The sequence below is a fragment of the Streptomyces griseoruber genome (assembly GCF_001514205.1).
GTDB classification, from domain to species: domain Bacteria; phylum Actinomycetota; class Actinomycetes; order Streptomycetales; family Streptomycetaceae; genus Streptomyces; species Streptomyces griseoruber.
The window spans coordinates 272,594-295,817 of the sequence record NZ_KQ948772.1 but is presented as its reverse complement, the minus strand read 5'-3'; the positions used below and the strand labels follow the sequence as shown (position 1 = coordinate 295,817).

Below are 23,224 nucleotides of genomic sequence, written 5' to 3'. Positions count from 1 at the left end.
ATGGCCACCGCCGTGGTGACCTGCCCCGCCGTCGGCGGCAGGTCGTCGCAGGCCAGCGCCAGCGCCCCTTCGGCGAACATCTTCGCCGTCTCGTCGTAGCCGGGGTCGCCGCCCGAGACCTCCGTGAACACCCGCCGGCCGCCGCCCTCGCCGACGAACCGGACCGAGAACCAGCTGCGGGCCCGCCGCTCGTCACTCGGCCCCTCGCCGGGCCTGAGCCGGTCCGACAGCCAGCGCCGGGCGGGCGGCAGCTGGGCGGCCGCGACGACCGTCCCGACGGCCGCGACCCCGCCCACGGCGACCGGCAGCCGCCGTACGGCCGCGTAGTGGCGGTAGCGGAAATCGGGGCCGTAACGTTCCAGCGCCTTCGCCGACCGGCGCACGATCTGCCGGTCCACCGTCGGCAGCGGCAGCGCCCAGGCGCCGACCTCCGGGGCGAACCGGGGCCTGCCCGCCGGCGCCGTGGCCCGCCGGCCCATCAGCCGCGGCTCGTGCCGGCGCCGGTCCCGCGCGGCGGAGGCCATCTGCCTCCTGCGCGCGAACTGGCCCAGCGCGGAGGCGAACGTCCCGCCCGAGAAGGCGGCGTCCGCCGTCACGAAGCCGTCCACGGTCAGCGGCACGCCCTCGGGCAGCCGCCGGACGGTGAAGTACACGCCGAGGTCGTGCGGCACGGAGTCGAAGCCGACGGCGTGCACCAGGCGCGCGCCCGTCTCCCGCGCGCGGGCGTCGTGCCGGACGTACATCAGGTCCAGGAACTCCGGCTCGCCGCTGAGGTCCAGGTAGTCGGTGCCGGTGTCCGCGCAGGCGGCGACCAGCTCCTCGCCGTACTCCACGTAGGGGCCGACGGTCGTGGCCACCACGCGCGCGTGCTCCGCGAGGGCGCGCAGCGAGGCCGGATCCGCGACGTCGGCCGTCAGCACCCCGGCCGGCACGCCGAGCCGCTCGCGCAGCCGCTCCAGCTTCTCCCGGCTGCGGCCGGCGATGGCCCAGCGCAGACCCTCGGGCGCGTGGGCGGCGAGGTACTCGGCGGTGAGTGTCCCGACGAATCCGGTCGCGCCGAAGAGCACGATGTCGTACGGACGGTCCGTCCTCTTTAGCCTGCTCATGACACCCCTTGCCCGTTCATGACACCTCTTGGTCCCGCAGCCCGCGCCGCTGTCGGTGGCTGAGGCTAGCGTGAGGGGTGACCAGGCCGACGACGAGCCCGGAGGCAGCAGGTGGCCGTGGACCGGAAGGCCCTGACGAAGTGGGAGAAAGTGCGCGAGTTCGGGCTACCGGCCGCGCTCGCGGACGGGGCGACCGGGAGAGCGCAACGCGCCTAAACTGGCTAAGCGCTTGCTCGCTCAGCTCTTGTGCCCACTGGAACACGTTCTTAACATCTCAGGTGTTACATCGGTTGTGTCACAGCAAGGGGGCTGGATGACGACGGGTCACACGTCCGGGCACGGCCCGCTCGCCGGGGTACGCGTGGTGGAGCTCGCCGGCATCGGCCCGGGCCCCTTCGCCGCGATGCTGCTCGCCGACCTCGGCGCCGACGTCGTCCGTGTGGACCGCCCCGGCGGCCCCTCCCTCGCCGTCGACCCGGCCCATGACGTCACCAACCGCAACAAGCGCTCGGTCGTCGTCGACCTCAAGGCACCCGACGGCCCCGCGCGCGTGCTCGACCTCGCCGCCCGCGCCGACGTGCTGATCGAGGGCAACCGGCCCGGCGTCGCCGAACGGCTCGGCGTCGGCCCCGAGGACTGCCACGCCCGCAACCCCCGGCTGGTCTACGGCCGGATGACCGGCTGGGGCCAGGAGGGCCCCCTCGCCCACCGCGCCGGCCACGACATCGCCTACATCGCGCTGACCGGCACCCTCGGCATGATCGGCGCCCCGGACACCCCGCCGCCCGCCCCCGCCAACCTGCTCGGCGACTACGCGGGCGGCTCCCTCTACCTCGTCGTCGGCGTCCTCGCCGCGCTCCACCACGCGCGCGTGAGCGGCACCGGCCAGGTCGTCGACGCGGCGATCGTGGACGGCACCGCCCACCTCTCCACGATGATCCACGGCATGCTCGCGGCCGGCGGCTGGCGGGACCGGCGCGCCGCCAACCTCCTCGACGGCGGCTGCCCGTACTACGGCACCTACGAGACCGCCGACGGCGGGTACATGGCGGTCGGCGCCCTGGAACCGCAGTTCTACGACGCGTTCACGGACCTCCTCGGCCTCGGGGACTTCCGCGACGCCCGCAAGGACTGGACCCGCTGGGGCGAGCTGCGCGAGGCGGTCGCCGCCCGCTTCAGGGCCCGCACCCGGGACGAGTGGACGGCCCTGTTCGAGGGATCCGACGCGTGCGTGGCGCCCGTGCTGTCGCTGCGCGAGGCCCCGCACCACCCGCACCTCGCCGCCCGCGGCACCTTCACCGACCACGGCGGCATCACCCAGCCGGCCCCCGCGCCCCGCTTCTCCGCCACCCCCACGGCCGTCCGCTCCGGCCCCGCCCGGCCCGGCGCCGACACCGCGGAGGTGGCCCGCGACTGGGACATACCGGGGCTCGCGAACGACCTGGTGAAGACCCCCGTGAACGACCTCCCGCGCCAGGGCGACTGACCCCCGTTCGGCCCACCCTCCCCCGAAAGGCTTGACCAGTGAGCACCGAAGCGTACGTGTACGACGCGATCCGCACCCCGCGCGGGCGCGGCAAGGCGAACGGCGCCCTGCACGGCACGAAGCCCATCGACCTCGTCGTCGGCCTCATCCACGAACTGCGCGACCGCTTCCCGGGCCTCGACCCGGCCGCGATCGACGACATCGTCCTCGGCGTCGTCAGCCCGGTCGGCGACCAGGGCTCCGACATCGCGCGGACCGCCGCGATCGCGGCAGGGCTGCCGGACACCGTGGCCGGCGTGCAGGAGAACCGCTTCTGCGCCTCGGGTCTGGAGGCCGTCAACCTGGCCGCCGCCAAGGTCCGTTCCGGCTGGGAGGACCTGGTCCTCGCGGGCGGCGTGGAGTCGATGTCCCGGGTGCCGATGGCCTCCGACGGCGGCGCCTGGTTCAACGACCCGATGACGAACCTGGCCGTCAACTTCGTGCCGCAGGGCATCGGCGCCGACCTCATCGCCACCATCGAGGGCTTCTCCCGCCGTGACGTCGACGAGTACGCGGCGCTGTCGCAGGAGCGGGCGGCGACGGCCTGGAAGGAGGGCCGCTTCGACCGCTCCGTCGTCCCGGTCCGGGACCGCGGCGGCCTCGTCGTCCTCGACCACGACGAGCACCTGCGCCCCGGCACCACCGCCGACTCCCTCGCGGCCCTGAAGCCGTCCTTCGCCGACATCGGCGAGCTCGGCGGCTTCGACGCGGTGGCGCTCCAGACGTACCACTGGGTGGAGCGCATCGACCACGTGCACCACGCGGGCAACTCCTCCGGCATCGTCGACGGCGCCTCCCTGGTCGCCATCGGCTCCCGGGAGGTCGGCGAGCGCCACGGTCTCACCCCCCGCGCGCGGATCGTCTCCGCCGCCGTCTCCGGCTCCGAGCCGACCATCATGCTCACCGGCCCCGCCCCGGCCACCCGCAAGGCCCTGGCCAAGGCCGGTCTGACCATCGACGACATCGACCTCGTCGAGATCAACGAGGCGTTCGCCGCGGTCGTCCTGCGGTTCGTGAAGGAGATGGGCCTGTCCCTGGACAAGGTCAACGTCAACGGCGGCGCCATCGCCCTCGGCCACCCCCTCGGCGCCACCGGCGCGATGATCCTCGGCTCCCTCGTCGACGAACTGGAGCGCCAGGACAAGCGCTACGGCCTCGCCACCCTCTGCGTCGGCGGCGGCATGGGCATCGCCACGATCGTCGAGCGCGTCTGACCCCCCAGCGGCACCCCACAGACTTCTACGGAGACCCCGTCATGACCGAGAGCACCACCATCCGCTGGGAACAGGACCGCACCGGCCTCGTCACCCTCGTCCTCGACGACCCGAACCAGTCCGCGAACACCATGAACGCGGCGTTCCGCGCCTCCCTCGCCGCGGTCACCGACCGCCTGGAGGCCGAGAAGGACACCATTCGGGGCGTCATCCTCACCTCGGCCAAGAAGACCTTCTTCGCCGGCGGCGACCTGCGCGACCTGATCCGCGTCACCCCCGAGACCGCCCGGGAGCTGTTCGACGGCGGCCTGGAGATCAAGCGCAACCTGCGCCGTATCGAGACCCTCGGCAAGCCCGTCGTCGCGGCGATGAACGGCGCGGCCCTCGGCGGCGGCTACGAACTCGCCCTCGCCTGCCACCACCGCGTCGCCCTGGACGCCCCCGGCGCCAAGATCGGCTGCCCCGAGGTCACCCTCGGCCTGCTCCCCGGAGGCGGCGGCGTGGTGCGCACCGTGCGCCTGCTCGGCATCGCCGACGCCCTCCTGAAGGTCCTCCTCCAGGGCACCCAGTACAGCCCGCAGAAGGCCCTCCGCAACGGCCTGATCGACGACGTGGCGGCCACCCCCGAGGAACTCCTCGCCAAGGCCCGCGCGTTCATCGACGCGAACCCCGAGTCCCGGCAGCCCTGGGACAGGCCCGGCTACCGCATCCCCGGCGGCACCCCCGCCCACCCCAAGTTCGCCGCCAACCTGCCCGCCTTCCCGGCCACCCTGCGCAAGCAGACGGGCGGCGCCCCCTACCCCGCGCCGCGGGCCATCCTCGCCGCGGCCGTCGAGGGCTCCCAGGTCGACTTCGAGACCGCGCAGGTCATCGAGGCCCGCTACTTCGTCGAGCTCGCGGCCGGCCAGACCTCGAAGAACATGATCCAGGCGTTCTTCTTCGACCTCCAGGCCGTCAACTCCGGCGCCAACCGCCCCCGGGGGACCGAGCCCCGCCAGGTCCGCCGGGTGGCCGTCCTGGGCGCGGGCATGATGGGCGCCGGCATCGCCTACTCCTGCGCCCGCGCGGGCATCGACGTCGTCCTGAAGGACGTCACCGCGGAAGCCGCCGCCAAGGGCAAGGGCCACTCCGAGAAGCTGTGCGCCAAGGCCGTCTCCCGGGGCCGTACGACCCAGGAGAAGGCGGACGCGCTGCTCGCCCGCATCACCCCCACCGCCGACCCCGCCGACCTGGCGGGCTGCGACGCCGTCATCGAGGCCGTGTTCGAGGACACCGCCCTCAAGCACAAGGTCTTCCAGGAGATCGAGCCGATCCTCGCCCCCGACGCCCTGCTCTGCTCCAACACCTCCACGCTCCCCATCACCGCCCTCGCCGAGGGCGTGGAGCGCCAGGAGGACTTCATCGGCCTGCACTTCTTCTCGCCCGTCGACAAGATGCCGCTCGTCGAGATCATCAAGGGCGAACGCACCGGCGACGAGGCGCTCGCCCGCGCCTTCGACCTGGTCCGGCAGATCAGGAAGACGCCGATCGTCGTCAACGACTCGCGCGGTTTCTTCACCTCCCGGGTGATCGGCCACTTCATCAACGAGGGCGTCGCCATGGTCGGCGAGGGCATCGAGCCCGCCTCCATCGAGCAGGCGGCCGCCCAGGCCGGCTACCCGGCCAAGGTGCTCTCCCTCATGGACGAACTGACCCTCACCCTCCCGCAGAAGATCCGCCGCGAGTCGAAGCTGGCCGTCGAGGAGGCGGGCGGCACCTGGACCGCCCACCCCGCCGAGGCCGTCATCGACCGCATGGTCGACGAGTTCGGCCGCCCCGGCCGCAGCGGCGGAGCGGGCTTCTACGAGTACGCCGAGGACGGCGGGCGCGGCGCCCTCTGGCCGGGCCTGCGGGAGCACTTCACGCGCGCGGGCACCGAGATCCCCTTCCGGGACATGCAGGAACGCATGCTCTTCTCCGAGGCCCTCGACACCGTCAGGCTCGTCGAGGAGGGCGTCCTGACCTCCGTCGCCGACGCCAACATCGGCTCCCTGTTCGGCATCGGCTTCCCCGGCTGGACCGGCGGCGTCCTGCAGTACGTCAACGGCTACGACGGCGGGCTCCCCGGATTCGTGGCCCGCGCGCGTGAGCTCGCCGCACGCTACGGCGACCGCTTCACCCCGCCCGCGCTGCTGGTGGAGAAGGCGGAGCGGGGGGAGACCTTCACCGACGCCCGCTGACACCCCGCGCGCCGGACCCCGTGACCCATCAAGGGCTCACGGGGTTCGCCCCGTGGGCCCCGCCGTGTAACGCTCCTCGCGCCCCGGTCCAAGAACAACCGTAAGGACCCCGGGAGAAAGAGACGCGAGTGGACGGCACGAGGCGGTCGAGGCGGTCACGGTCGGACTGGCTGGACGCGCTGCGCGCCGTCGCGGCACTCGTGGTGGTGTTCGACCACGCGTCCGCCTCCTTCCTGCCGGAGTTCCGGCGGGACCTCATGCCGCACTTCAACACCAGCCGCTACGGCATCATGGTGTTCTTCCTCGTCAGCGGCTACATCATCCCCGCCTCGCTGGAACGCCGGGGTTCCGTCCGCAGCTTCTGGACCGGCCGGATCCTGCGCCTCTACCCGCTGTGGGCGTTCGCCGTCGGTGCGGTCCTCCTCCTCGACCTCACGGGCGTCGCCCCCCTGCGCACCGCCCACGACGGCCGCGGCGCCGTCGGCACGGCGCTCGCCCACCTCACCCTGCTCCAGGAACTGCTGGGGACGCCCGGTCTGCTGCTCGTCCTGTGGACACTGTCGTACGAGATGGCCTTCTACCTCCTGGTCGTCGGCCTCTTCACGGTCCGCCGGCACCAGCGGTCGGCGGCGGTCGCCGTCGTCCTCGCCGTGCTCGCCGCCGTCGGCGCCCTCACGGGCGGCGCGCTGCCGGTCTCCGCCCTGTCCGGGCTGATCGGCACCGGCCCGCTGATCGCCGCCGCCGCGGCCGCCCTGGCCGTCGCCGTGTGCTGCGCGAGCGCCGGCCCGCCCGCGGTGCGTGTCGCCGGGGGAGTGCTGGGCGGGATCCTGGCGCTCGCCCTGGTGGCGTTCGACAGCACCGTGCCGCAGTGGGAGAGCCTCGTGATCCTCGCCGTGATGTTCCTCGGCACCGCCGTCCACCGGGCCGAGCACGGCGGGAGCACCTGGCGGACCGCGGTCCGCGCGGCGGCCGTGGTGCTGCTCTGCGCGGTGGGCAGCGCCTGGCGGTACGGCGACGGCCACTACTTCACCCGGCGCGGCTGGATCACCGCGTTCCTGCTGGCCGTGCTCACCTTCGCCGCCGGATTCGCGGCGCGCCGGCGGCGGATCCCGCGCGGGCCGGCCGCGCTGGGCGTGATCAGCTACTCGGTCTACCTGCTGCATCCGGTGCTGCTCACGGCGGTCGACGGCACGATCGGCCGGCAGCGGAGCGACGAGCCCCTGCTCCTGGTGGCCTTCGTCGCGGTGCTGCTGCCGCTGTGCGCGCTGACGTACCGCTGGATCGAGGCGCCCGGCCAGGCCTGGGGCCGACGGCTGACGAACCGCCGGGTGCCGGCCGCCCCTCAGCCGCCGGTCTGCGCCTCCGACAGCCACAGCCGCAGCTCGTCCCGCAGCGAGCGCTGAAAGGTCGTCAGCAGGGCCTGGACGACCAGCGGACGCATCTGCGCGGTCAGCGAACGCACGTCCTGCGCGTCCCGTTCGGCCACCGCCTCCCGCAGTAGCCCGGACAGCTCCTGTGCCGCCGCGCGCGAGTGCGCGATCAGCGTGCTGCGCGCCGCGAGGATCACCTCCTGCGACAGCGGTACGTCGAGCAGCCGCACCCCGAGCGGCAGCAGACCGGAGTCGACCCGGTACCCGCCGTCGGCCGCGGCCTCGACGACGTCCATCGCCACCAGCCGCCGTACGTCCTCCTCGGACAGCGGCCGCCCCGCCCGCCGCCGGAGCTCCTCGCCGCTCACCGGCTCGTCGGTGCCCGGCGCCCAGGACGCCACCACCGCCCGGTGGACGGCGAGGTCGTGCGCGTCGAGGCCGGGCGGCAGCTGCCCCAGGTAGCGCTCGATCGCCGCCAGGGTCATGCCCTGCCGTTGCAGCTCCTCGATCAGCTCCAGACGCGCGAGGTGCTCCGGGCCGTAGTGCCCCACCCGGCGCGGGCCGATCACGGGCGGCGGCAGCAGGCCCCTGGTGCCGTAGAAGCGGACCGTGCGGACCGTGACCCCCGCACGTGCGGCCAGCTCGTCGACCGTGAGGGGCGGCTCGTCGGGCTCGATCGTCATACGCAGCAGTATCGCCGCCGCGGGGGCGACCGTGTGACAAGTAACGCTCTGTGACCTGGGACATGTGTGATCGAGTGCTGCCCTGGTCGGTGCTGGTTCGCGGTGCGCAGCCGGGGCTCGAAGACCGTCGACGCCGAGCTGGCCGACCTCACGAAGTAGCAGGTCAGGGCCACTGTCAGTGGCATCGCCTACGGTGGCGTCATGTCGGAGATCGCTTACATCCGGGGTGACGCGACGGTGCCGTCGGTGAAGGGCGCCAAGGTGATCGCCCACGTCTGCAACGACATCGGGGGCTGGGGCAAGGGCTTCGTACTGGCGCTCTCCCGCCGCTGGCCGGAGCCGGAGGCGGCGTACCGCGCCTGGCACCGCGAGCGCGCCTCCAACGACTTCGGCCTGGGCGCGCTCCAGCTTGTGCGGGTCAAGCCCGACGTGTGGGTCGCGAACATGATCGGCCAGCGAGGCGTGCGCACGGGCAGCAAGGGCGTCCCCGTGCGCTACGAGGCCATCGACACGGCACTGTCCCGCCTGGCCGACCGCGTCCTCGAGCTCGACGCCTCCGTCCACATGCCCCGCATAGGCTGCGGCCTCGCCGGTGGCAAGTGGTCGCGCGTCGAGCCGCTCGTCACCGAGCGGCTCGTACGCCGGGGCATAGCGGTGACGGTGTACGACCACGGAGACGGCTGAACGGGCCGTCAGTTCTGCTTGCGCCGAGCCGCCGTGAGTCCGATCACGCCGACGAGCGCGACGAGCGAGCCGAGCAGGGTCAGGACGGGAACCTGGCCGATCAGGCCGATCCCCAGAGCGACCGCCCCGACGAGCGTCAGGACCCTCCACACAGCGAGACCCTCGTTGCTGTTCCCCGCACCGGCCATGGCCCGTTCCCCCTTCTCTTCACGATTCCTGCACGGTTGCTACCCCGCCCCACCCCGGCTCAGTGCTCGTGCACCCCGTTCGTCGCCGCGATCTTCTTCCAGGACCTCGGCTGCACCACCGTGGCCCGTGCCGTGAGCCCGGACCGCGCCGCCGGCCCGGCGGGCTTCGCCGGCTGGAAGAGCCAGGTGTCGAACAGGGCGCCGAGGCTCTTGCCGGAGACCTGTTCGGCGTAGGCCCGGAAGTCGGCGATGTCGGCGTTGCCGTAGGCGTGGCTCGCGGGCCAGCCCTTGAGGACGGCGAAGAACGCCTCGTCGCCGATCTCGTTCCGCAGCGCCTGCACCGCGAGGGCGCCCCGGTCGTAGACGGCGATGTCGAACTGCCGGTCCGCGCCCGGGTCGCCGGGCTTCACCGTCCAGAACGCGTCGTCGGCCGGGTGCGAGGCGTACACGTAGTCGGCGAGCTCCTGCGCCGTGCCCTCGCCCTCGTGCTCGGACCACAGCCACTGCGCGTACCGGGCGAAGCCCTCGTTGAGCCAGATGTCCTTCCACCCCTTGACGGAGACCGAGTCCCCGTACCACTGATGGGCCAGCTCATGGACGACGACGGAGGTGTTGGAGCCGTTCGCGAACTGCCGCGGGCTGTAGTACACCCGGCTCTGCGTCTCCAGCGCGAACCCGGTCGTGGTGTTCGGCACGTATCCGCCGGCCGAGGCGAACGGATACGGCCCGAACACACCGCTCAGCCAGTCGACGATCTCCCCGGTGCGCTCCACGCTCGCCCGCGCCGCCCCCTCGTTGTCCCCGAGGTTCCTGCTGTAGGCGTTGACGACCGGGACACCGCCCTCGGAGGTGCCGGTGGAGATGTCGAACCTGCCGAGCGCGAGCGTGGCCAGATAGGTCGCCTGCGGCTTGTTCTGGCGCCAGGTCCAGCGGGTCCAGCCCAGACGGGACGTGGTCGACTGGAGCGTGCCGTTGGAGATCGCCTGGGTGCCGTCCGGCACCGCCACCGACACGTCGTAGGTCGCCTTGTCCAGCGGGTGGTCGTTGCTCGGGAACCACCACCAGGCCGACTCGGGCTCGTCCGCCGCGACCGCGCCGTCCGGGGTGCGGTGCCAGGTGGAGAAGCCGTACGCGCTCTTCGTCGACGGCACCCCGGAGTACCGGACGACGACGGTCAGGGGCGTCCCCTTCGCCAGGGGCACCTTCGGGGTGACGACCAGTTCGTGCTCGCCGGAGGACGCGAAGGCGGCGGTGGCGCCGTTCACCCGCACCTCGGCGACGTCCAGCAGGAAGTCCAGGTCGAAGCTCGACAGGTCCTCGGTGGTCCGGGCGAGGATCGTGGCGGTCCCCGCCAGCTCGTCCGTCTCCGGCCGGTACGTCAGCCGCAGGTCGTAGTGGGAGACGTCGTAGCCGCCGTTGCCGTAGGCCGGGTAGTAGGGGTCGCCGATGCCCGGCGCACCGGGGGAGGCGCCCGCGGCGGACGCCGGGATCGCCAGCAGGACGGACGCCGCGGCGAGTGCGCCGGGCACGAGGAATCTGCGGTGCACGAGAGCTCCAAGTCGTGGGGGTACCAGGGCTGTTCGGAGCCTATTGAGTCCCTGTGCCCGGCCCGCGTCCACCGCGGGCCCTGTCACACGATCGCCATTCGGCCGTCATGGGCGCACCACTCGCATGGACGTGTTCCGGCCACCGCGCCCCCAGGGGTCACAGGCGGCTCACAAACGCCCTCTTCTGCGCGGGTGTTGACCGAGGTACCGTCCCGCGCATGCCGACACGCACGCGCTTCACGATCTGGAGAACGCTCGCGACCGCCGCCCTCACCCTTCTGGTGGCAGGCTTCCTCACCCCCGTGACCGCCCACGGAGCCCCGCGCGAGAGCCGGCCCGTCTACTCCTACGCGCAGGCGATCCGCGAGGCCGTCTGGGTCGACACCGGCCTGGACGGCGACGGCGACGGGAGACCCGACCGGGTCGCCGCCGACATCGTCCGCCCCCGCGAACCCGCCGCCCAGGGCCGCAAGGTGCCCGTCATCATGGACGCCAGCCCCTACTACTCCTGCTGCGGCCGCGGCAACGAGAGCCAGCGCAAGACGTACGACTCGGCGGGCGACATCGTCCAGATGCCGTTGTTCTACGACAACTTCTTCGTCCCGCGCGGCTACGCCTTCGTCGGCGTCGACCTGGCCGGCACCAACCGCTCCGACGGCTGCGTGGACATCGGTGGCCGCTCCGACGTCCTCTCCGCGAAGGCCGTCGTCGACTGGCTGAACGGCCGCGCCAAGGCCTACACCACCCGCACCGGCACCACCACCGCGAAGGCGGGCTGGACGAACGGCAGAACCGGGATGATCGGCAAGAGCTGGGACGGGACCATCGCCAACGGCGTCGCCGCCACCGGCGTCAAGGGCCTGAAGACCATCGTCCCGATCTCCGCGATCTCCTCCTGGTACGACTACTTCTTCTCCCAGGGCGCCCCCCTCTACGACTCCGGCCCCGACTGGCTCTCCGACTACGTCGACAGCCCCGACGCCCGCGCCCGCTGCGCCGCCGTCCAGCGGAGACTCGTCGACGAGGCCCCGCGCTCGGGTGACCGGACGTCCCTGTGGACCGCGCGGGACTACGTCAAGGACGCCCGCAAGGTCCGGGCGAGCGTGTTCGTCGTCCACGGTCTGCAGGACCTCAACGTCCGCACCCGGCACTTCGGCCAGTGGTGGGACGCCCTCGCCGAGAACGGCGTCGAGCGCAAGATCTGGCTCTCCCAGACCGGCCACGTCGACCCCTTCGACTTCCGGCGCGCCGCCTGGGTCGACACCCTGCACCGCTGGTTCGACCACGAACTCCTCGGCTACGACAACGGCATCGACCGCGAGCCCATGGCCGACGTCGAACGCCACCCCGACCAGTGGGCCACCTCGAAGGTCTGGCCGCCGAGCGGCACCCGGTCCACGACCCTGCGCCCGGCCGGCGGCACCCAGCCGGGCGTCGGCACCCTCGGCCTGCGCCGGGGCACCGGCACCGAGACCTTCACCGACGACCCGCGGCTGAGCGAGACCGACTGGGCCGCTCGGATCGACACCTCCGACCCCGCCAAGGCCGGCTTCGTCACCGGGCCGCTCACCCGCGACCTGCGCCTGTCCGGCTCCTCACAGGTCACCGTCACCGCGACCCCCACCACGGCGACGGCCCACCTCAGCGCCGTCCTCGTGGACCTCGGCCCCGACACCATCCGTGACTACGCGGCGGGCGGCGAGGGCATCACCACCCTCACCGACCGCACCTGCTGGGGCGAGAGCACGGCCGGCGACAGCGCCTGCTTCAAGGAGACCGGGGCGAAGACCGCCGACGTCGACCACACCGTCCTCAGCCGTGGTTGGGCCGACCTCGGCACCTACGCCGATCCCGGCAAGGGCGTCCCGCTCATCCCCGGCAGGCGGTACACGATCACCCTCGACCTGGCCGCCACCGACCACGTCGTGCCCGCCGGTCACCGGCTCGCCCTGATCGTCGCGGGCACCGACAGGGACCTCATCGACCCGCCTGCGGACCATCCGACCCTCACCCTGGACCTGGCCCGCACCTCGGCCCGGGTGCCGTTCGTGGGGGGTACCGCCGCGTTCGCGGCGGCCACGTCCGGATCGGCGGACCGTGGGCTCGGCTCCGGTCCGCTGGACGGTGTGCGTGCGCCGCGCGGTGCGTATCGGATTCCGTAGCGACCGCTGTGCGTCGTCGGCCGGCCGCGGGTGCGTCGTGGCCGGTCGCGCCCACGCGGCGGAGCCGCACATCGATACGGCCCCGCGCCCCTTTCAGGGCGTTGCAGCCGAGGGGGTGGCCAGGCCGGCCGCCTCCTCCGCGCAGCCCCAGGCCACCGTCACGCCCGCGCCGCCGTGGCCGTAGTGGTGCACCAGCAGTCGGCCGTCGGGCAGGGGCTCCCGCTCCAGCCGTACCTCCGGGCGCACCGGGCGCAGGCCCACCCGGTGCTCCAGGATCCGGGCCCCGGCGACCTCCGGGCGCAGCGCCGCGCACCGCCGTACGATCCCCTCGGCGATCGCCGGGTCCGGCTCCGGTGACCAGGCGTCGTCCTCCGCCGTGCCGCCCAGCAGCAGCCGCCCGGGCTGCGGGAACAGGTACGCCATCGCGCCGTCCGGGGCGGTGGAGACGAGCCAGGTGTCGACACCGGGGTTCTCCACGACGACGAGCTGCCCGCGCACGGGCCGTACCGAGGTGTCCGCCGCCAGCCCCCGCGCCCCGAGCCCCGTGCAGTTGACGACGACCGGCGCGTCCGCCTCCCTCAGATCGGACACCGTCCGCTCCTCGACCGTGCCGCCCGCCCGTCGCAGCCGCTCCCGCAGCCACGGCAGATGCACCGCCATGTCGATCAGCGGCAGCCGCGCCCGGACGCCGCTCCCGGCCCCGTACTCCTGCGCGGTGGCCCGGCGCAGCCCGGGCAGCCGGCCCGCCGCCCAGCCCTCGACGTCCGCGAGGTCGGTCTCGCCCATCACCCCGTCGACCAGGCGTACCCCGGTCGCCCCGGGCCGCTCGGCCAGTTCCTCGTACACCTCCAGCGAGCGCAGCGCCCAGGTCCGTGCCCGCGCCATCGGCTCGATGTGGTACGGCCACCACAGCGCGCCGGCGACGGCCGAGGTGGTCCGCTCGGCCGGCTCCCGCGTCCACACCCGCACCCGTCGGCCCCGCTCGGCCAGCACGACCGCCGTCGCCAGCCCGATGACCCCGCCGCCGACCACGACGACCTCGCCGTTCCCCTGAGAGTCCACACCCGGAAGGTAACCGACCGGACCCCCGCAGGGCGACGGGGAGAATCCGCGGCGCCCCGGACACCGCACGCCGACTAGAATCCACGACCTGTGACCGCCACCCTCGTCGTCAAGAACCTCGCCGCCGGACACGGCGACCGCTCCCTCTTCTCCGGGCTGGACCTCGTCGTCGCGCCCGGTGACGTGATCGGTCTGGTCGGTGCCAACGGTGCGGGCAAGTCCACCCTGCTGCGGCTGCTCGCCGGGATCGGCGCGCCCGAGCAGGGCGAGCTCAGGCTCTCCCCGCCCGCCGCGACCGTCGGCCATCTGCCCCAGGAGCCGGAGCGCCGCCCCGGGGAGACCGTCCGGGAGTTCCTCGCCCGGCGCACCGGGGTCGCCGAGGCCCAGCGGGCCATGGACGAGGCGACCCAGGCCCTGGTGGACGGCGCCCCGGGCGCGGACGACGCGTACGCCACGAGCCTGGAGCGCTGGCTCGGCCTCGGCGGCGCCGACCTCGACGAGCGCGCCGAGGAGATCGCCGACTCCCTCGGCCTCGGTGTCGGGCTGGACCAGCCGATGACGACCCTGTCCGGTGGCCAGGCCGCCCGCGCGGGCCTCGCCTCCCTCCTGCTGTCCCGCTACGACGTCTTCCTTCTCGACGAACCCACCAACGACCTCGACCTCGACGGCCTGGAGCGCCTCGAACGCTTCGTGACCGGGCTGCGCGCGGGCACCGTCGTCGTCAGCCACGACCGCGAGTTCCTCACCCGCACCGTCACCAAGGTGCTCGAACTCGACCTCGCCCAGCAGCAGATCAACCTCTACGGCGGTGGCTACGACGCCTACCTGGAGGAGCGGGACGTGGCCCGCCGGCACGCGCGCGAGGACTACGACGAGTACGCCGACAAGCGGTCCGCCCTGCAGGACCGCGCGCAGATGCAGCGTTCCTGGATGGACAAGGGTGTGAAGAACGCCCGACGCAAGGCGAACAACGACAACGACAAGATCGGCCGCAAGTTCCGCAGCGAGGCCAGTGAGAAGCAGGCCGCGAAGGCCCGGCAGACCCAGCGCATGATCGAACGCCTGGAGGTCGTCGACGAGCCCCGCAAGGAGTGGGAGCTGCGCATGGAGATCGCGGCCGCCCCGCGCTCCGGGGCGGTGGTCGCCACCCTGCGGGACGCGGAGGTACGGCGGGGCGACTTCACGTTCGGCCCGGTGACCCTCCAGATCGACTGGGCCGACCGGGTCGCGGTCACCGGCGCGAACGGCGCGGGCAAGTCGACCCTGCTCGCCGCGCTCCTCGGCCGGATCCCCCTGGACGGCGGGCACGCGGCGCTCGGCTCGGGCGTGCTGGTCGGGGAGGTCGACCAGGCGCGCAAGCTGTTCCATGGCCAGGAGTCCCTGCTGGACGCCTTCTGCGCGGCCGTCCCCGACACCGAACCGGTCGAAGTCCGCACCCTGCTGGCCAAGTTCGGTCTGAAGTCGGACCACGTCCTGCGCCCGGCGGCCACCCTGTCACCCGGCGAGCGCACCCGCGCCGCCCTCGCCCTCCTCCAGGGCCGCGGCGTCAACCTCCTCGTCCTCGACGAACCCACGAACCACCTCGACCTCCCGGCCATCGAACAACTGGAGTCGGCACTCGACGCCTACGAGGGCACCCTGCTTCTCGTCACCCACGACCGCCGCATGCTGGACGCGGTCCACGTCACCCGCCGCCTGGAGGTGGCGTCCGGCAAGGTGACGGAACGCTAGGCACTGCCGTCCGGTTGAAAGGGGCGGCCACAGGCCGTCCCGATGCCGGCGCCGCAAGAGCGAGCCGGGCCCCGGCGCCCTCTCGGGAACCGGGGCCCGGCCCGTCAGGTCAGCCGCGGCCCTTCTTCGGGTCGAGCAGGCCCGCCCGGCGCAGTGCGTCGGCCATCGCGCTGTTGGCCGGCGGCTGCGCCTGGCGCGCCGCGCCGCCCCCGCGCTGGCCGCCGTTCCCGCCGCGCCGGTCGCCCTGCTGCTGCCGCTGCTGCGGCGGACGTCCGCCACCCCGCTGCGGCCGGCCGCCGCCGGAGGAGCGGTCCTGGCCCTGGGGGGCCGCCTCGTCGTCCAGCCGGAGGGTGAGCGAGATCCGCTTGCGCGGGATGTCGATGTCGAGGACCTTCACCTTGACGATGTCACCCGGCTTGACCACGTCCCGCGGGTCCTTGACGAACGTCTTCGACAGCGCGGAGACATGCGCGAGGCCGTCCTGGTGGACACCGACGTCGATGAACGCGCCGAAGGCCGCCACGTTCGTCACGACGCCCTCCAGCACCATCCCGGGCGCCAGGTCGGAGATCTTCTCCACGCCCTCCTTGAAGCTGGCCGTCCTGAACGCGGGCCGAGGGTCGCGCCCGGGCTTCTCCAGCTCCTTCAGGATGTCGGTGACGGTCGGCAGACCGAACGTCTCGTCCACGAAGTCCGTCGGCCGCAGCGAGCGCAGCACACCCGAGTTGCCGATGAGGGAGGCCACCTCCTGGCCGGAGGTCTTCACCATGCGCCGCACCACCGGGTACGCCTCCGGGTGCACGCTGGAGGCGTCCAGCGGGTCGGAGCCGCCCCGGATCCGCAGGAAGCCCGCGCACTGCTCGTACGCCTTGGGGCCGAGCCGCGGCACCTTCTTCAGCTCCGTACGGGACGAGAACGGCCCGTTGGCGTCCCGGTGCGCCACGATGTTCTCGGCGAGACCGGAGGTGATCCCCGACACCCGGGCGAGCAGGGGCGCCGAGGCCGTGTTGACGTCCACCCCGACGCCGTTCACACAGTCCTCCACCACCGCGTCCAGCGAACGCGACAGCTTCACCTCGGACAGGTCGTGCTGGTACTGGCCCACGCCGATCGACTTCGGGTCGATCTTGACCAGCTCGGCGAGCGGGTCCTGGAGCCGGCGCGCGATGGACACCGCGCCGCGCAGCGAGACATCCATGCCGGGCAGCTCCTGCGAGGCGAACGCGGAGGCCGAGTACACCGAGGCGCCCGCCTCGGACACCATCACCTTGGTGAGCTTCAGCTCGGGATGCCTGGTGATCAGCTCACCGGCGAGCTTGTCGGTCTCGCGGGACGCCGTGCCGTTGCCGATCGCGACCAGCTCGACCGCGTGCTCCCGCGCCAGCCGCGCCAGCTTGGCGAGCGCCTCGTCCCACTTGTTGGCCGGGACGTGCGGGTAGATGACGTCCGTCGCGACGACCTTGCCGGTCGCGTCGACCACGGCCACCTTCACGCCCGTACGGAAACCGGGGTCGAGGCCCAGCGTCGCGCGTGTGCCGGCGGGCGCCGCGAGCAGCAGGTCGCGCAGGTTCGCGGCGAACACGTTCACCGCCTCGTCCTCGGCGGCGGTGCGCAGCCGCAGCCGCAGATCGATGCCGAGGTGGACGAGGATGCGGGTCCGCCAGGCCCAGCGGACGGTGTCCGTCAGCCACTTGTCGCCCGGCCGGCCGCGCTCGGCGATGCCGAACCTGGACGCGACGATCCCCTCGTACGACGAGGGGCCGGGCTGCTCGGAGGGCTCCTCCGGCTCCAGGACGAGGTCGAGGACCTCCTCCTTCTCGCCCCGCAGCATCGCGAGGATCCGGTGCGAGGGCAGCTCGGTGAACGGCTCGGCGAAGTCGAAGTAGTCGGCGAACTTCGCGCCCGCCTCCTCCTTGCCGTCGCGCACCTTGGCGGCCAGCCGCCCGCGCCCCCACATCCGCTCGCGCAGCTCGCCGATCAGGTCGGCGTCCTCCGAGAACCGCTCGGTCAGGATCGCCCGCGCGCCCTCCAGCGCGGCCTGCGGATCGGCGACGCCCTTGTCGGCGTCGACGAACGCGGCGGCCGCCGCGAGCGGCTCCACGCCCGGGTCGCCGAGCAGACCCTCGGCCAGCGGCTCGAGACCCGCCTCGCGGGCGATCTGCGCCTTGGTGCGCCGCTTGGGCTTGTACGGGAGGTAGACGTCCTCCAGCCGCGCCTTCGTCTCGGCGCCGCGGATCTGCGCCTCCAGCGCTTCGGTCAGCTTGCCCTGTTCGCGCACCGACTCCAGGATCGCCGCCCGCCGCTCCTCCAGCTCCCGCAGATAGCGCAGCCGTTCCTCGAGCGTGCGCAGCTGCGCGTCGTCGAGCATCTCGGTCGCTTCCTTGCGGTAGCGGGCGATGAAGGGCACCGTCGAGCCGCCGTCGAGCAGCTCCACAGCGGCTTTCACCTGCCGTTCCCGTACGCCGAGCTCCTCGGCGATCCTGCCTTCGATGGACCCTGCTTCGAGGGATCCCGGTGTCGTCACGAGCCCGTACCGCCTTCTCCACTGAGGTTGCGCCGCAATTGTGGCAGGTGGCACCGACAACCCGCCGCTGCCCCGACGACATCGCCCCGCATGGCAGAAAAGGTGGGGTATTCGTCATTGCCGCCCTCCGCGCGTGCCGCGAAGAATCGTGCCCATGGCGCAGCGAACCGTCCGCACTGTTCTTCTCGTCCTGTTCGACGACGTCCAGAGTCTTGACGTCACCGGCCCCCTGGAGGTCTTCACGGGCGCCGAGCAGTACGCCCCGGGCTCCTACCGCGTGCGTACGGCCTCCCTGGACGGCTCCCCGGTGCGCACCGACAGCGGGCTGACGCTGGTACCGGACGAGGCCCTCACCCACGCGCGGGTGCCGCACACGCTCGTGGTCCCCGGCGGCCGGGGCACCCGCCGGGACAGCCCGGAGCTCACCGACTGGCTGCGCACCCACGCCCCGCGCGCGGAGCGCCTGGTGTCCGTGTGCACCGGCGCGATCCCGCTCGCCGCGGCCGGGCTGCTCGACGGCCGCCGGGTGACGACCCACTGGGCCTACTGCGACACCCTCGCCCGCGACCACCCCGCCGTCCGGGTCGACCGTGATCCGGTCTACGTCCGGGACGGCAGCGTCTACACCTCGGCGGGCGTCACCTGCGGCATCGACCTGGCGCTCGCCCTGGTCGAGGAGGATCTCGGCCGGGACGCGGCGCTCACCATCGCCCGCCATCTGGTCGTCTTCCTGCGTCGGCCCGGCAACCAGGCCCAGTTCAGCGTCCAGCTCGCCGCCCAGACCGCGCAACGCGAGCCCCTGCGGGAGGTCCAGCAGTGGATCACCGAAAACCCCGACGCCGATCTGAGCGTCGAGGCGCTCGCCGCCCGCGCCCTGCTCTCGCCCCGCCACTTCGCCCGCGCCTTCCGGGCCGACACCGGCACCACCCCCGGCCGCTATGTCGACCGGGTCCGCCTCGAACACGCCCGCCGGCTCCTGGAGGACACCGCCGACGGCATCGAGGAGATCTCCCGGGCCAGCGGCTACGGCACCCCCGAGGCGATGCGGCGCGCCTTCGTCAGGGCGCTCGGCGCGGCCCCCGCGGAGTACCGCCGCCGCTTCCGCCCCCTGATCACCCGCTGATCACCCACCGAAGGGAACGCGATGCAGATCGCCTTCGTCGTCTACGACCGCTTCACCGCCCTCGACGCGGTGGGGCCGTACGAGATCCTCTCCCGGGCCCCGGACGCGGAGACCGTGTTCGTGTCCGGGGAGAGAGGCCCTGTCCGCACGGACACCGGCTTCCTGGCCGTCACCGCCGACAAGGCACTGTCCGAAGTCCCCGCTCCCGATGTCGTGGTCGTCGCCGGTGGCCCCGGCCAGAGCGCGCTGATGGACGACGAGCCCCTGCTCGACTGGCTCCGGACCGCCGACGCCACCAGCACCTGGACGGCCTCCGTGTGCACCGGCTCCCTGCTGCTGGCCGCCGCCGGACTCCTGCGGGGCCGCCGCGCCACCTCGCACTGGCTGGCCCTGGAGCACCTGGCGGCCTTCGGTGCCGAACCCACGGGCGAACGGGTCGTCTTCGACGGCAAGTACGTCACCGCGGCCGGGGTCTCCTCCGGCATCGACATGGGGCTCGCCCTGCTCGGCCGGATCGCGGGCGACGACCACGCCCGGGCCGTACAGCTGGCCACGGAGTACGACCCGCGGCCGCCCTACGACGCCGGCGCCCCGCACACGGCCCCCGCGCACCTCGTCGACGCCCTGCGGGCGAGCAGCCGGTTCATCCTGACGTAGTCGTCCAGGTGAAGCGCGGCTCCCTGCGCTCCAGGAAGGCGGCGACGCCCTCCGCGGTCTCGCCGGCCGCGCGGGCCTGGGCGGCCCAGTGGGCGTCCCGGTCCGTGCGGCCGTTCGCGAACTCCTTCGCGGCCGCCTGGGTCAGCCGGGAGCGCGAGACGAGGACGCGGGTGAACTCCGCGACCCGGTCGTCGAGTGCGTCGGAGGGCAGCACCTCGTCGACCAGACCGGTGCGCAGCGCCCGCTCGGTGTCGATCAACTCACCTGAGAACAGCAGGTACTTGGCGGCAGCGGGACCGACCAGCGCCACCAGCCGGCGGGTGGCGGAGGACGGGTAGACGATCCCGAGCTTCGCCGGGGTGACCCCGAACAGCGCGCCCTCCTCGGCGAACCGCAGGTCGCAGGCGGCCGCGAGCTGTGCGCCCCCGCCCACGCAGTGCCCCTTCACGGCGGCCAGCGTCGGCTTGGGGAACGCCGCGAGGGCGTCCTCCGCCCGTACGGCCAGTGCCTGGGCCTCGTCCGGCGATCCCTGGAGCGTGGAGATGTCGGCGCCCGCGCAGAAGGTGCCGCCCGCGCCGGTCAGCACCAGTGCCCGGACCTCGGGGTCGGCGGCCAGCGCCTCCAGCAGCGGCGGCAGTCCGGCCCACATCGCGGCGGTCATGGCGTTGCGCTTCGCCGGGTGGTGCAGGACGACGGTGGCGACCCCGTCGGTGACGCCGTGCAGCAGTTCGGGCTCCATGGTCCGGATGCTAACCTCCGCGCCCCGGGCCCGGTCACAGCGGCCTCGGGGGACGAAACGGGCGAGAGTGATCGAGAGTGATCGAGGGGGACCGAGCGGGTCGGCGAACCCGTACAACCCGAAGAGTGCGCGAAAGCGGCACCATCGGATCAGTGGCGGTCATTGCCGCGACTTTCCCGGGCAGGAATGGTCGGGAACGCTCGATAGTGGCTGACTTCTGGTCAGTCCGGCGGGGTGGTGCAGCTCGTTACCAACACTCGACGTGTGGTGACAATCGAGCGCGAGGGTGGCGACCGGACGATGGACAACCACGGGCGCGGGCCCGACCCACGCCCAGAGGGCGGCGCGGACGCACCTCCCGAGTCCCTGGCGGACCCAGGGCAGCGGCCGCTGCCCTACGAAGGTGTCTGGCGGTTCACCGCACCCGCCGTGGACGTCTCCGTCCCCCAGGCCCGGCACGCCGTGCGCGACCTGCTTCTGCGCCAGGGGGTGCCGGTCTCGGAGGACCTGGTCCAGGGGCTGCTGCTGATCGTCTCGGAACTGGTCACCAACGCCGTCCGGCACGCGGCGCTGCTGTCGCCGACGCTCGCGGTGGAGGTGGCCGTCGGGGCCGAGTGGGTGCGGGTGGCCGTCGAGGACAACCACCCCTACCGCCCGACGGCTCTGGAGGCCGACCACGAGGAGACCAACGGCCGCGGGCTGCTCCTGGTACGGGAGGTCACCAGGGAGGCGGGCGGGGTCTGCGACGTCGAGCACACCTCCGGCGGCGGCAAGGTGATCTGGGCCGCCCTGCCGCTCAAGCCCGTACGGCTGCCCTGAGCGCCGCGCGGCTCACCAGCCGGCCGACGGCCCCGTCAGCTCCCGCACGGCGGGCCGGGCCGCGTCCAGCACGGTCATGAACCACGCGGAGAACGTGTCCTTCGCATGCCGCTCGGCCAGCTCGTCGGGCGTCACGAAGGCCGTGTCGCCGACCTCCTCCGGGTCCGGCCCGAGCGGCGACTGCACCAGCCCGACGAAGAGGTGGTTGTACTCCTGCTCCACCAGGCCCGACGCCGGGTCCGGATGGTTGTAGCGGACCGTGCCCGCCTCCGCCATCAGCGACGGGGACACCCCCAGCTCCTCGAACGTGCGCCGCGCGGCCGCCGCGAAGGGCGCCTCGCCCGGGTAGGGATGGCCGCAGCAGGTGTTGGACCACACGCCGGGGGAGTGGTACTTGCCGAGTGCCCGCTGCTGGAGCAGCAGCCGGCCCCGCTCGTCGAAGAGGAACACGGAGAACGCGCGGTGCAGCCGGCCCGGCGGCTGGTGGGCCGCGAGCTTCTCCTCGGTGCCGATCGTCACGCCGTCCTCGTCGACCAGTTCCAGCAAAATCGCTTCCGCGGTGCCGCTCGACGAGCTGTGCGTCGCGGTGGCAGGTGTGATCGGCATACCCATCCTTAGCATCGGTCCTCGCGTCCCCAGTCTGCCGTACGAGCCCGGCCCGCCCGGCGCTTCACACAAACGCCGCGCACGGCGGCGGGCTCCGCGGGTGATCTTGCCCGGGGCCCCGGGTGAGGAACCGTCCTGAACTGCTGTGCGAATTTCCGGCCCCGTGGCCCGGGCGACGCAGCGGCTCAGTGGCAGAGCCGTGCCTCGTGCTCCGCGTGGCCGACCGGCTCCAGCTGGAAGGTGCAGTGCTCCACGTCGAAGTGGTCGCCGAGGCAGCCCTGGAGCTCGTGCAGCATCTTCTCGTGGCCGATCGCGTTCAGCACGTCCGAGCGCACCACCACGTGCGCCGACAGCACCGGCATCCCCGAGGTGATCGTCCAGGCGTGCAGATCGTGCACGTCCTCCACCCCGTCCAGCGCGACGATGTGGGCCCGCACCTCCGCCATGTCGACGTCCTTGGGCGCCGCCTCCAGCAGCACGTCGAGCGTCTCGCGCAGCAGCTTCACCGTGCGCGGCACGATCATCAGGCCGATCACCAGCGAGGCGATCGGGTCGGCGTACTCCCAGCCGGTGGTGAGGATCACCACGGCCGAGATCAGCACCGCGACCGAGCCCAGCGCGTCCGCCGCCACCTCCAGGAACGCCCCGCGCACGTTCAGGCTCTCCGCCTGGCCCCGCATCAGCAGCGTGAGCGAGATCATGTTCGCGACCAGGCCGATGGCACCGAACCAGATCATCACAGAGCCCTCGGTGCCGGCCGGGGTGACGAACCGCTGCACCGCCTCGTACAGGACGTACCCGCCGACCCCGAGCAGCAGCAGACAGTTGGCCAGCGCGGCCAGGATCTCGGCGCGGGCGTACCCGAAGGTGCGGTTGGTGCTCGCGGGCCGGTTCGCGAAGTGGATGGCGAGCAGCGCCATGCCCAGGCCCAGCGCGTCCGTCGCCATGTGCGCCGCGTCCGCGATCAGCGCGAGGGAGTCGGCGAGGAGGCCGCCGACGATCTCGACCACCATGACGCCGAGCGTGATCGCCAGCGCGACGCGCAGTCTGCCGCGGTACGCCGCCGCGGCCGTGCCGGTGGCCGGCGCGTGCGTGTGTCCGTGGCCGTGGTAGTGCCCAGCCCCCATGGAAAACACCCTCCTGTGGTCGCCCGGGATCACAGTGAACTACGGGAGGGGGGTATCGGGCAACGCGGCACTGAACACCGTTGTCATGTGCCCTGACCTGCGGAAACGAAGCGCAGGTCAGGGCACCCCCGGTCGCTG

At 73.0% G+C, this 23,224-nt stretch carries 19 protein-coding genes; 10 read left to right on the top strand and 9 right to left on the bottom strand.

The genetic code is table 11. The annotated features are described in order from the left end of the window. On the bottom strand, positions 1-1,106 hold a 1,106-nt coding region (locus AQJ64_RS25415; protein ID WP_059203006.1), incomplete at its 3' end, for a saccharopine dehydrogenase family protein. Positions 1,107-1,419: 313 nt separating this feature from the next. On the opposite strand from AQJ64_RS25415, the gene AQJ64_RS25410 reads away from it, so the two are divergent. From AQJ64_RS25410 to AQJ64_RS25395, 4 genes are all read left to right on the top strand, one after another. Next, entirely contained in the window at positions 1,420-2,592 is a 1,173-nt protein-coding gene (locus tag AQJ64_RS25410) for a CaiB/BaiF CoA transferase family protein (RefSeq protein WP_211286507.1), read from the top strand. 38 nt (positions 2,593-2,630) lie between these two features. Beyond that, on the top strand, positions 2,631-3,845 hold the full coding sequence (locus AQJ64_RS25405; RefSeq protein ID WP_059203005.1) for an acetyl-CoA C-acetyltransferase: 1,215 nt from the start codon (positions 2,631-2,633) through the stop codon (positions 3,843-3,845). A gap of 41 nt (positions 3,846-3,886) precedes the next feature. Beyond that, positions 3,887-6,064 carry a 3-hydroxyacyl-CoA dehydrogenase NAD-binding domain-containing protein gene (locus AQJ64_RS25400; RefSeq protein ID WP_059203004.1) on the top strand — a complete coding sequence of 726 codons (2,178 nt, stop codon included), beginning with the start codon at positions 3,887-3,889 and terminating at the stop codon, positions 6,062-6,064. 128 nt (positions 6,065-6,192) lie between these two features. Continuing rightward, the gene (locus AQJ64_RS25395) at positions 6,193-7,467 is read left to right on the top strand and encodes an acyltransferase family protein (protein WP_240512743.1); all 1,275 of its coding nucleotides are present in this window, start codon (positions 6,193-6,195) and stop codon (positions 7,465-7,467) included. Here the strand turns inward: AQJ64_RS25395 and AQJ64_RS25390 are convergent. After that, a complete protein-coding gene (locus AQJ64_RS25390) occupies positions 7,407-8,117 on the bottom strand; it encodes a MerR family transcriptional regulator (RefSeq protein WP_055635867.1) in 711 nt (236 codons plus the stop codon). The genes AQJ64_RS25395 and AQJ64_RS25390 overlap by 61 nt on opposite strands. Before the next feature lie 201 nt (positions 8,118-8,318). Between AQJ64_RS25390 and AQJ64_RS25385 the strand changes: the two genes are divergently transcribed. Continuing rightward, positions 8,319-8,801: a macro domain-containing protein gene (locus AQJ64_RS25385; protein ID WP_055635866.1), complete on the top strand. Its 483-nt coding sequence runs from the start codon at positions 8,319-8,321 to the stop codon at positions 8,799-8,801. An 8-nt stretch (positions 8,802-8,809) separates the two neighbouring features. Here the strand turns inward: AQJ64_RS25385 and AQJ64_RS25380 are convergent, their stop codons facing one another. Then, positions 8,810-8,989, bottom strand: coding sequence for a hypothetical protein (locus tag AQJ64_RS25380; RefSeq protein ID WP_055635865.1), 180 nt, complete (start codon positions 8,987-8,989; stop codon positions 8,810-8,812). Between the two features lie 59 nt (positions 8,990-9,048). After that, complete coding sequence (locus AQJ64_RS25375; protein WP_055635864.1) at positions 9,049-10,536, bottom strand: M1 family metallopeptidase; 1,488 nt, start codon at positions 10,534-10,536, stop codon at positions 9,049-9,051. A gap of 218 nt (positions 10,537-10,754) precedes the next feature. On the opposite strand from AQJ64_RS25375, the gene AQJ64_RS25370 reads away from it, so the two are divergent. Next, on the top strand, positions 10,755-12,698 hold the full coding sequence (locus tag AQJ64_RS25370) for a Xaa-Pro dipeptidyl-peptidase (RefSeq protein WP_055635863.1): 1,944 nt from the start codon (positions 10,755-10,757) through the stop codon (positions 12,696-12,698). Between the two features lie 93 nt (positions 12,699-12,791). Here AQJ64_RS25370 and AQJ64_RS25365 read toward each other — a convergent pair whose 3' ends face one another. Next, entirely contained in the window at positions 12,792-13,760 is a 969-nt protein-coding gene (locus tag AQJ64_RS25365) for an FAD-dependent oxidoreductase (protein ID WP_055635862.1), read from the bottom strand. A 90-nt stretch (positions 13,761-13,850) separates the two neighbouring features. Here AQJ64_RS25365 and AQJ64_RS25360 point away from each other — a divergent pair, with 90 nt between their 5' ends. Then, the gene (locus tag AQJ64_RS25360; protein ID WP_055635861.1) at positions 13,851-15,491 is read left to right on the top strand and encodes an ABC-F family ATP-binding cassette domain-containing protein; all 1,641 of its coding nucleotides are present in this window, start codon (positions 13,851-13,853) and stop codon (positions 15,489-15,491) included. Positions 15,492-15,600: 109 nt separating this feature from the next. On the opposite strand, the gene AQJ64_RS25355 is transcribed toward AQJ64_RS25360, so the two are convergent. Continuing rightward, entirely contained in the window at positions 15,601-18,015 is a 2,415-nt protein-coding gene (locus tag AQJ64_RS25355; RefSeq protein ID WP_055635860.1) for a Tex family protein, read from the bottom strand. Between the two features lie 154 nt (positions 18,016-18,169). Between AQJ64_RS25355 and AQJ64_RS25350 the strand changes: the two genes are divergently transcribed. Then, positions 18,170-19,138 (top strand): GlxA family transcriptional regulator, encoded by a 969-nt coding sequence (locus AQJ64_RS25350; protein ID WP_055635859.1) that lies wholly within the window; start codon positions 18,170-18,172, stop codon positions 19,136-19,138. 21 nt (positions 19,139-19,159) lie between these two features. Continuing rightward, on the top strand, positions 19,160-19,795 hold the full coding sequence (locus tag AQJ64_RS25345) for a DJ-1/PfpI family protein (protein WP_055635858.1): 636 nt from the start codon (positions 19,160-19,162) through the stop codon (positions 19,793-19,795). Here AQJ64_RS25345 and AQJ64_RS25340 read toward each other — a convergent pair. After that, positions 19,782-20,534: an enoyl-CoA hydratase/isomerase family protein gene (locus AQJ64_RS25340; RefSeq protein WP_055635857.1), complete on the bottom strand. Its 753-nt coding sequence runs from the start codon at positions 20,532-20,534 to the stop codon at positions 19,782-19,784. The genes AQJ64_RS25345 and AQJ64_RS25340 overlap by 14 nt on opposite strands. 300 nt (positions 20,535-20,834) lie before the next feature. On the opposite strand from AQJ64_RS25340, the gene AQJ64_RS25335 reads away from it, so the two are divergent. Then, on the top strand, positions 20,835-21,353 hold the full coding sequence (locus AQJ64_RS25335; RefSeq protein ID WP_055635856.1) for an ATP-binding protein: 519 nt from the start codon (positions 20,835-20,837) through the stop codon (positions 21,351-21,353). Positions 21,354-21,365: 12 nt separating this feature from the next. Here the strand turns inward: AQJ64_RS25335 and idi are convergent, their stop codons facing one another. Both idi and AQJ64_RS25325 read right to left on the bottom strand, forming a co-directional pair. Further along, entirely contained in the window at positions 21,366-21,959 is a 594-nt protein-coding gene (gene idi, locus AQJ64_RS25330) for an isopentenyl-diphosphate Delta-isomerase (protein ID WP_055635855.1), read from the bottom strand. 185 nt (positions 21,960-22,144) lie between these two features. Further along, positions 22,145-23,086 (bottom strand): cation diffusion facilitator family transporter, encoded by a 942-nt coding sequence (locus AQJ64_RS25325; RefSeq protein WP_055635854.1) that lies wholly within the window; start codon positions 23,084-23,086, stop codon positions 22,145-22,147. Positions 23,087-23,224 lie beyond the last annotated feature (138 nt).